Annotated in this window: 14 protein-coding genes; 6 read left to right on the forward strand and 8 right to left on the reverse strand. The window is 69.2% G+C overall.

Features of this window, described 5'->3' with window-relative positions; genetic code table 11:
- Positions 1-31: 31 nt before the first annotated feature.
- The 8 genes from Q392_RS33245 to Q392_RS28325 form a co-directional block, all read right to left on the reverse strand.
- Positions 32-184 (reverse strand): hypothetical protein, encoded by a 153-nt coding sequence (locus Q392_RS33245; RefSeq protein WP_169748363.1) that lies wholly within the window; start codon positions 182-184, stop codon positions 32-34.
- Positions 181-405 carry a hypothetical protein gene (locus Q392_RS33250; RefSeq protein WP_157008401.1) on the reverse strand — a complete coding sequence of 75 codons (225 nt, stop codon included), beginning with the start codon at positions 403-405 and terminating at the stop codon, positions 181-183. The genes Q392_RS33245 and Q392_RS33250 overlap by 4 nt, the downstream gene beginning before the upstream one ends.
- Before the next feature lie 175 nt (positions 406-580).
- Positions 581-772 (reverse strand): hypothetical protein, encoded by a 192-nt coding sequence (locus Q392_RS28295; RefSeq protein ID WP_038216672.1) that lies wholly within the window; start codon positions 770-772, stop codon positions 581-583.
- A gap of 11 nt (positions 773-783) precedes the next feature.
- Positions 784-1095, reverse strand: coding sequence for a single-stranded DNA-binding protein (locus Q392_RS28300; RefSeq protein ID WP_038216675.1), 312 nt, complete (start codon positions 1093-1095; stop codon positions 784-786).
- A gap of 552 nt (positions 1096-1647) precedes the next feature.
- Positions 1648-2346, reverse strand: coding sequence for a succinate dehydrogenase iron-sulfur subunit (locus Q392_RS28310; RefSeq protein WP_211260335.1), 699 nt, complete (start codon positions 2344-2346; stop codon positions 1648-1650).
- A gap of 16 nt (positions 2347-2362) precedes the next feature.
- The gene (gene sdhD / locus Q392_RS28315; RefSeq protein ID WP_038216684.1) at positions 2363-2704 is read right to left on the reverse strand and encodes a succinate dehydrogenase, hydrophobic membrane anchor protein; all 342 of its coding nucleotides are present in this window, start codon (positions 2702-2704) and stop codon (positions 2363-2365) included.
- Complete coding sequence (gene sdhC, locus Q392_RS28320; protein ID WP_084217458.1) at positions 2701-3141, reverse strand: succinate dehydrogenase, cytochrome b556 subunit; 441 nt, start codon at positions 3139-3141, stop codon at positions 2701-2703. Before sdhC ends, sdhD begins: the two co-directional genes overlap by 4 nt.
- Positions 3107-3598 (reverse strand): RrF2 family transcriptional regulator, encoded by a 492-nt coding sequence (locus Q392_RS28325; protein ID WP_084217459.1) that lies wholly within the window; start codon positions 3596-3598, stop codon positions 3107-3109. The genes sdhC and Q392_RS28325 overlap by 35 nt, the downstream gene beginning before the upstream one ends.
- 268 nt (positions 3599-3866) lie before the next feature.
- Between Q392_RS28325 and Q392_RS28330 the strand changes: the two genes are divergently transcribed.
- From Q392_RS28330 to Q392_RS28355, 6 genes are all read left to right on the forward strand, one after another.
- Positions 3867-4673 (forward strand): cbb3-type cytochrome c oxidase subunit I, encoded by an 807-nt coding sequence (locus Q392_RS28330; RefSeq protein WP_038216687.1) that lies wholly within the window; start codon positions 3867-3869, stop codon positions 4671-4673.
- 22 nt (positions 4674-4695) lie between these two features.
- Positions 4696-5097: a SirB2 family protein gene (locus Q392_RS28335; protein ID WP_038216690.1), complete on the forward strand. Its 402-nt coding sequence runs from the start codon at positions 4696-4698 to the stop codon at positions 5095-5097.
- A gap of 203 nt (positions 5098-5300) precedes the next feature.
- Entirely contained in the window at positions 5301-6302 is a 1002-nt protein-coding gene (locus Q392_RS28340) for a thiamine pyrophosphate-dependent dehydrogenase E1 component subunit alpha (protein ID WP_038216693.1), read from the forward strand.
- The gene (locus Q392_RS28345) at positions 6299-7291 is read left to right on the forward strand and encodes an alpha-ketoacid dehydrogenase subunit beta (RefSeq protein WP_038217426.1); all 993 of its coding nucleotides are present in this window, start codon (positions 6299-6301) and stop codon (positions 7289-7291) included. The genes Q392_RS28340 and Q392_RS28345 overlap by 4 nt, the downstream gene beginning before the upstream one ends.
- A gap of 33 nt (positions 7292-7324) precedes the next feature.
- Positions 7325-8359 (forward strand): DctP family TRAP transporter solute-binding subunit, encoded by a 1035-nt coding sequence (locus Q392_RS28350; RefSeq protein ID WP_038216694.1) that lies wholly within the window; start codon positions 7325-7327, stop codon positions 8357-8359.
- Positions 8356-8850, forward strand: coding sequence for a TRAP transporter small permease (locus tag Q392_RS28355; protein ID WP_038216695.1), 495 nt, complete (start codon positions 8356-8358; stop codon positions 8848-8850). The genes Q392_RS28350 and Q392_RS28355 overlap by 4 nt, the downstream gene beginning before the upstream one ends.
- The last annotated feature ends 8 nt before the right edge of the window (positions 8851-8858 follow it).

Genomic DNA, 8858 nt, shown 5'->3' on the forward strand with positions numbered 1-8858 from the left:
AGCAGCAAGACGCCGAACACAGCATCGCCCTTCACAGCGGCAACTCCAACTGGCGTTCCAGCCAGAACGAGCGGCGGAAGATGATGGCGCGGTAGGGCACCACGCGCGGGCCGGTGCGCTTGTCGGCGCCCTGCCCTGCTCGATCCGGCCACACACGGAACACGGGCGCGACAGTCACAGTCACGCCTCCGGCAAAACTCGCGTGCAACGAGAGCACCTGGAATCGTCGAACAGATACGGCACAGAGCGGAAGCACTGATAGCAGCAATAGAGCGAGACATTCATGGCGGCGCGAATCCGCTCGGCTTCACGATTAGCTGCGGCGGCAAGGGCCTCCGCCGCCAAAAGCCGATCCTTGGATGTGAGGGCACAAGTCAATGCGGTCATGGCGTCGTCAATGCTCATGACGCGGCCTGGCGTGTGCTGCGCGGCGGTCACAGCCAGGCCTCCGGCTGGTTCGCGCGTGCGCTCGCACCTTCGAGCGTCCGGCAGACATGCAGCGGCTGCGCGCGGCACAGACGGAACCACGCGGGCGGATGACCCGCCACACGCGGCAGCAGGCAAAGGAACGTGCCGCGCCTCACAGCGACTCTCCCGACACCGGCATACCCTTCGACGTGTAGGTCAGATCGATGACGATCTGCCCCGCGTCGGCCTCGGCGTTGATGGTCAGGCCATCGACGCCGATCTCATCGGCATCGCGCAACAGCCCGGCGATGGCGCCCTCCAAGAGCGCCAGCTTCGCCGCCCGCCTCGCTTCAAGCGACAGCATGGGATGGCCCCTTACGCAGCAGACTTCGCAGGCGCTCGGAGCGGCACCAGACGCGGAGCCACCGCAACGTTTCCGCGCGAGTCCACGTAGATGCTGGAAGGGGCCAACTGGTATTCGCCCTCGGGGTAGAACACGGCCGCGCCGTCGCTCTTATCCTTGGGCAGGATGATTTCGACCTTCGTCGGGTGCGGGTCGGGCTTGCCGTCACGGTCGGTCAGCCAGAACCACGCGGTCTGGAACGCCATGTGGTAGGGCTTGCCGTTGACTTTGGACGTGCCGCTTTGCTCGCGGACGGCGGTGCTGGTGATGCTGACTCGGATCATGGTGGCTCCTATGAATGCAAACACCTTGTTTGCGGAGCGCACCATATGATGCATTCAGTGTGTTTGCAATTGTGCAAACACTATGTGTGCAAGGAGTCTAATCGAACATGGCTATCAAAAGCACGATGGACCTGCTAGACCGCGCGCTGTCAAAGCAGCCTGCGCCCTACTGGCACGAGCGGTTGAACCTGAGCCGGAATGCCCTCCACACCGCTCGCATGCGCGGCCACATCAGCCCGGCCATCGCGGGCGCCCTGGCCGAGGAAATGGGCGAAGACCCACAGCCGTGGATCGTCCTGGCGGCGCTCGAATCGGAGCGGGAGAGCGCGTGCAAGACGCGCATGGTGCGGCGCTTCATCGGGCGCGCGGCAGCGGCCTGTGTGGTCGGCGCCGTGGGGGCGGTGAGCCTGATTGCCCCCTCCCCTGCTGCTGCCGGGTTTGCCCCTATTGACCCCGGACAGCCTGTGTATTATGTCAAATCAAAGATTGGTCAAAACCTGACGCGATCCTCGGCCCGGCTCCCGGGGCCGCTCCCTCGCCCTGCCGCTCAGCTCACACCGAGTGCCGCGCCAACGACAGACGGATCTTCTCGATGGCCCGCGACGGGCTGAGCCCCTTCGGGCACACCTCGGTGCAGTTCATGATCGTGCGGCAGCGATAGAGCCGGTAGACGTCGTCCAGGTAGTCCAGCCGCTCTGCCGTGGCGGTGTCCCTGCTGTCGGCGATGAAGCGGTAGGCCTGCAGCAGCCCCGCGGGACCGATGAACTTGTCGGGGTTCCACCAGTAGGACGGACAGAAGCCGCTGCAGCAGGCGCACAGGATGCATTCGTACAGCCCGTTCAACGTGTCCCGCTCCTGCGGCGACTGCAGCCGCTCGCGCTCGGGCGGCGGCGCGTCGTTGATCAGGTACGGCCGCACCTCCCGGTAGTGGGCGAAGAACTGCGTCATATCGACGATCAGGTCGCGGATCACGGGAAAGCCCGGCAGCGGCCGCAGCACGACCGGCTCCTTCAGGTCGCGCAGCGGCTGGATGCAGGCCAGCCCGTTGCGCCCGTTGATGTTCATGGCGTCGGAACCGCACACCCCTTCGCGGCACGAGCGCCGGAAGGACAGCGTCGGGTCCTGCTGCTTGAGCCGCATGAGTGCATCCAGCAGCATGCGGTCCGCGGGGCTGGCCTCCAGCTCGTAATCCTGCATCCTGGGGCGAAGGCCCGCGTCCGGATCGAAACGGTAGATCTGGAACTTCACGATGCGCCCTCCTCCTCGGTCATCTCCACATCGGCACGGCGAGGACGAGCAGCGTGCGCACCCACACGAACGCCAGCCCCACGCCGAGCAGCGCGAGCAGCGACAGGCGCAACCCTGGCCGGTGCACGTAGTCGAGCAGCACGTCGCGCACGCCGACCCAGGCGTGGACCACGAGCGCACCCGCCACCAGAAGCAGCACGGACGCGCCCGCAGGATGGGCCGCGAACGCACGCCACGACGGCCAGCCGGGCCGGGCGCCGCCGAGCAGCAGCCAGCAGCCGCCCGCAAGCACGGCCGCCAGCAGCACGAGCGCGCTGATGCGCTGCAGCAGCCACGCCCGCTGGCCGCTCCACTGCCTCATCCGAGCCTCCGCAGCGCGACCAGGGCCAGTGCCAGAAGGAAGGCGGTGGACAGGACGCCGAAGGCACTGGCGCGCGCCTGCGGCAGTCGCGCGCCGATGCCGATGTCCATCAGCAGATGGCGCATGCCGGCCAGCACGTGGTGCAGGAATGCCCACACGACGATGAACTCGGCCGGCAGCGCCCACGGCGAGTTCCAGGCGGACCACAGGGCCTCGTAGCCCTGCTCGCTGCGCAGCGAAGTGGCCAGCGCGGCCGGCACGAAGGGCAGCAGCGCCGCCAGCGCCAGGCCGGACAGCCGGTGCCCGATGGACACGATCGCCCCGATCGGAAAGCGGATCGCCGCCAGGTTCAGGAACCGCGGTCGCCCGGCCGTGCCGGCGCGATGCGAGGCGGCAGCCCGGTCATCCTTGCTGCGCCAGCGTGTTTGTGCGTCCAATGCCTTCTCCCAGGACCAGCCAGGCGAGCGGCTTCCAGTCGCGGTCCGCGCGCGCGCTCATGCCTGCCAGCGCATCTTCCAGCGTGAACCGGTCGAGGTGCTCGAGAAAACTGCGCAGCGCCCCTTCGAGGATGCCCGCCAGGCCGCAGCGCCCGCTCAGCGTGCAGTCGCTGCCGCCCGCGAAGCACTCCACGAGGTTGAAGTCGGGTTCGATCGAGCGCACCACGGCGCCCAGGTTGATCTCGCGCGGCGCATGTGCAAGGCGCATGCCGCCGCCCTTGCCGCGCGTGGTCTCGATCCATCCGTGCCGGCCGAGCTGGTGCGTGACTTTCATCAGGTGCGCCCCGGAGACGCCATAGGCGTCCGCGACCTCCTTGATCGTGCACAGGCGCCGCGGATGCCTCGCCACATAGACCAGCAGCCGCATCGCCAGATCCGTCATACGCGTCAATTGCATCGCACTCTTCCCGGCTGCCTCGCGTCGGCGCAAGCCGGCGGCTCCATGGGACCTGCGCCGGCTTCCATTGTTTATAAGATGTATTTAGGATCCATTTTATTCCGCGCGCCCACGATGACCAAGGCGCTGTCCTGGCGCCCGGCCAGCTCGTCGCACTGCCGGCTGCCGAACCCCATGCCGTGCGCGCACATGAAGCCTGCACCCTTCTGGTGACCGTGGTGCGCATCCAGGCGGACAGCCTGCCATCGACATCCCAAGGAGACTTGCCGTGAACAACACCCGCAGGTTGTGGGTGGCTCTCGGCGCGCTGCTCATCGTCTCGTTCTCCGTGCTGCTGTGGTCCGGCGCGCAGATCCAGCGCAACGCCGCACTCATGACGGGCGGCGTGCTCGGCACCCTGCACCACCTGTACTTCGTCGGCAGCCCCACGGCCGTGGTGGCGCTGGGCGCGAGCTTCAGCGCCCTGGAGGTGGTGCCGCTGGCCTACCTCGGCTTCGAGGCCTACCACACCTACCGGCTCGGGCATTCGACGCCGTGGATGCAGCGCTACCGCTGGCCGATCTACTTCTTCCTGGCCGTGTCGTTCTGGAACCTGGTCGGCGCCGGGCTGTTCGGCTTCCTGATCAACCCGCCGCTGTCGCTGTACTACATGCAGGGCCTGAACCTGACGCCGCTGCACGGGCACACGGCGCTGTTCGGCGTCTACGGCATGCTGGGCATCGCGCTCGTGCTGTTCTGCGTGCGCGGCCTGCGGCCGCAGGAGGCCTGGAACGAGAAGACCCTGCGCCTGAGCTTCTGGGCGCTGAACATCGGGCTGGCGCTGATGGCCGTGCTCACGCTGCTCCCGCTGGGCACGCTGCAGCTGCTGGCCGCCATCGAGCACGGCTACTGGTATGCGCGCTCGGCGGAGTTCATGCAGAAGCCCATCGTCGACCTGCTGGTCTGGATGCGCGTGCCGGGCGACGTCGTCTTCAGCATCGGCGCGCTGGCGCTTGCCTGGTTCGTGCTGAGGCTGTGGGTGCACCCACGCTCCCGCCAGCCCGTGGCATCCGGCGCGGGTGCGGCAAGCCGCTGAACGGCGAGCGACCGGGCAGCGGATGTTCGAGTTCTATCCCCAGATCAAGCTGATCCACATCGGGCTGGCCCTGGCCAGCGGCACCCTGTTCGCGGCGCGCGGCGCCGGCGTGCTGGCCGGCATGGGCTGGCCCCGCCACGCCGCCGTGCGCATCGCGAGCTACGGCATCGACACCGCCCTGCTCACCGCTGCGCTGATGCTGGCCTCGATGCTCCCCGGCGCCATGTTCGCGAACGGCTGGCTCTACAGCAAGCTGGCGTTCCTCGCGCTGTACATCGTCCTGGGCGTACTGGCGCTGCGGCGCGCCCGCAGCCGGCGTGCACGGGCATGGTGCTACCTGGCGGCACTGCTGGCGTTCGGCATGGTCTACAGCATCGCGCGTGCGCACCATCCGCTCGGCCTGCTGGCCAGGTGGTGGGGCTGACGGGCACCGGCGGCACGCAGGCGCATTGGCCGCCACGGAGCGCTGCGCCGCTTCAGCTCTTTGCGCAGTAAGCAAATGCGAAAAGGGTCGTTGGAGCCGGCCCGGCCAGCGACTACGCTCGCCGCTCTTCATCGCATCCACGGCACACAAGCGCGCCGGGCGACCAGTTCAACCCGGTTGCCCAGGCCGCCCCGCCGACATCCATGACCGATCTTCTGTCGCTCTACCGGACCATGGTCCGGATCAGGGCCTTCGAGAACGCGGCCGAGACCGCGAGCCAGGGAGGCGTGCAGGCCTGGGGACTGTCTGCCTCCACCAAGCCGGCGCTGGTGCGCGGCCCGCTGCACCTGTCCACAGGCCAGGAGGCCATTCCGGCTGGCGTGTGCGCCCACCTGCGGCCGGCGGACCTGCTCACCTCCACCCATCGCGGCCACGGACACACGCTGGCCAAGGGTGCCGACAGCACGCGCATGATGTGCGAGCTGTTCGGACGCGCGACGGGCTACAACAAGGGCAAGGGCGGTTCGATGCACATCGCCGACTTCTCCGTCGGCATGCTGGGCGCCAACGGCGTGGTCGCAGCTGGCCTGCCGATCGCGGTCGGCGCGGCCCATGCGCTGCGCCTGCGCGGCGAGGCAGCGATCGCCGTGGCCTTCTTCGGCGACGGCGCGATCAATCGCGGCCCTTTCTTCGAGTCGCTGAACTGGGCCGTCGTGTACGGGCTGCCGGTCCTCTTCGTGTGCGAGGACAACCTGATCTCGGCCACCACCGCGTCGGGCCCGATGACGGCCGGCGCCGGCGCGAGCGTGCGCGCCGAGGCGCTGGACATCCCGGCCACGCAGGTGGATGGCAACGACGTCGAGGCGGTCGACGCCGCCGCGGCCGCGCTGGTGGCGCAGGTGCGCGCCGGCCAGGGGCCGCGCCTGCTGCACGCGCTGACCTACCGCCACAAGGGGCACGTGTCCGTGGACCCGGCGGCCTATCGCGATCCCGAGGACGTGCGCCTGGCGTTGCTGCGCGATCCGATTCCGCGCGCCCGCGCGAGGCTGGACAACCAGGGCCGTGCGGCCGAAGCCGACGCCGTGGAGCGCGAGGCGGAGGCGGAGATCCAGGCGGCGCTGCACGCCGCCGAGCAGGCGCCTGCGCCCACCGCTGCCGACGCCTACGAGGACGTGATCGACACCGGAGCGGGAGTGTGGGCATGAACCGCGTGGTGGACACCCTGGACCTGAGCTACGCGCAGGCGGCTGCGCTGGCTCTGGCCGAGGCGATGGAAGCCGATCCGAACGTCGTGGCCCTCGGCGAGGACCTGGGACGTGGTGGCGTGTTCGGGCAATACCGCGATCCCGACGGCGCGCCGCTGGCCCGGCGCTTCGGCGGGCACCGCATCGTCGACACGCCGATCTCCGAATCCACCATCGTCGGGGCTGCCGTGGGCATGGCCCTGGCGGGCGTGCGGCCGGTGGTGGAACTGCGCGTGGTGGACTTCGCGCTGTGCGCCATCGACGAGCTGGTGAACCAGGCCGCCAAGAACCGCTTCATGTTCGGTGGCCAGGGACGGGTGCCGCTGGTGGCGCGCATGCCGATCGGGCTGTGGGGCAACTCCGCGGCGCAGCACTCTCAGTCCCTGGAAGCCTGGTTCGCGCACATCCCCGGCCTGGTGGTGGCCGCTCCCGCCACGCCGGCGGACAACTACGGGCTGCTGCATGCCGCGCTCGCCTGCGGCGATCCGGTGATCTACATGGAGCACAAGGAACTGTGGGGTGTGGCCGGCGCTGTGGCACCGGGTGCGCACGTCCCGCTGGGCAAGGCACGCCTGGCCCATCCGGGCAACGACCTGACCATCGTCTCCTGGTCCCGGCAGGTGCATGCCTGCGTGGCCGCCGCCGAAGCACTGGCGCGCGAAAGCATCGGCGCCGAGGTGATCGACCTGCGCACGCTGTGGCCCTGGGATCGGGAGGCGGTACTGGGCTCGGCCGAGCGCACCCGCCGAGTGCTGGTGGTGCACGAGGCTGTGCAGGTGGCTGGCTTCGGCGCCGAAGTCGCCGCCACGGTGGCCGAGCACAGCCCGGCCCGCGTGGCGCGGCTCGGCGCGCCGCGCATCCCGGTGGGCTACGCCGCCGTCCTCGAAGACGAAGCCCGCATCACCGCCGGCAAGGTGGTAGACGCCGCACGCAGGCTCCTGCAACGCTGAAATCCCGATCCGCACAACGCACGCACACGCATCATGAAGAAGAACCTGCTCACCTCCCTCCTCCCCCTCGTCCTCGGCCTGGCCGCCGGCGGCGCTGCCTTCGCCCAGGCTGCGTACAAGCCGGAGTACCGCCTCTCGACCAACGTCAACAATGCCTTTCCCCTGGGCCGCGGCGCCGAGGCATGGGCCCGCCTGGTGAAGGAGCGCACGCAGGGCCGCATCAACGTGAAGTGGTATCCCGGCTCGTCGCTGGTCGGCGGCGAGACCACGCGCGAGTTCACCGCGCTGCGCCAGGGAACGATCGACTTCAACGTCTCCTCGGTCATCAACTGGTCGCCGCACGTGAAGGAGCTGAACCTGTTCCTGCTGCCCTTCCTGGTGCCCGACGAGGCCGCCTTCGACGCGCTGATCCGCGGCGAGGTCGGCAAGGAACTGTTCGCCATCGTCGAGAAGCGGGGCGTTGTCCCGCTCGCCTGGGGCGAAAACGGGGCGCGCGAGATCAGCAATTCCAAGCACGAGATCCGCAGGCCCGAGGACCTCAAGGGCCTGAAGTTCCGCGTGGTGGGCTCGCCCATCTTCAACGACATCTACTCCGCGCTGGGCGCCAACCCCACGCAGATGACCTTTGCCGACGCACAGCCTGCCCTGCAGAGCGGCGCGGTGGACGGGCAGGAGAACCCGATCTCCCTGTTCGTGGGCGCCAAGATGTGGACGCTCAACCAGAAATACCTCACCAAGTGGAACTACGTGAACGACCCGCTGGTGTTCGCGGTCTCCGCCAAGGCCTGGGAAAGCTGGACGCCGGCGGACCGGGAGATCGTGCGCCAGGCTGCGATCGAGGCCGCCGGTGCCGAGATCGCCGACACGCGCAAGGGCGTTTCGCCCGGCGATGACGCCCTGATCAGACAGGCCGAGGCGGCGGGCACCAAGGTGACCGTGCTCACCCCCGCGGAGCAGCATGCGTTCGCCGTCGCCACGCGGCCGGTGGTGGACAAATGGGCCGCCTCCATCGGCTCCGCGCTGGTGAAGAAGGCCGAGGCCGAGGTGGCGGCCAGCCGCCGCAAATGAGCGCGCCGGAGGGTGGCGCCGCGCCGCCGCCGCGGGTGGAGCGCCCCGCGCTGCGGCTGGAGGACGCACTGGCGGCGCTGATCATGGCCGTGCTGTGCGTGATCACGCTGGTCAACGTGCTCACGCGCTATTTCACCAACGCATCCTTCGCCTTCACCGAGGAAGTGTCGGTCTACCTCGTGGTGGTGATGACCTTCGTCGGTGCGGCCGGCGCCTTCGCGCGGGGCCATCACCTGGCCATCACCTTCCTGGTCGACCGGCTGCCGGCGCGCGGCCGCGCCGTCCAGCGGGTGTTCGCGCTCGGCTGCGGCGTCGTCATGTTCGGCGTGCTCGTCTGGTGGGGCGGGCTGATGTGGTGGGACGACTTCCAGAGCGGCCTGACCTCGCCGGGCCTCGGCGTGCCGCAGTGGTGGTACACCGCCGCGGTGCCCGTGCTCTCGGCGCTGATCGTCGTGCGGCTGCTGCAGCGCATCGCCCGCCCCGGCGGCTGACGGGGAGC

The sequence above is a fragment of the Xenophilus azovorans DSM 13620 genome, assembly GCF_000745855.1.
GTDB lineage: Bacteria > Pseudomonadota > Gammaproteobacteria > Burkholderiales > Burkholderiaceae_C > Xenophilus > Xenophilus azovorans.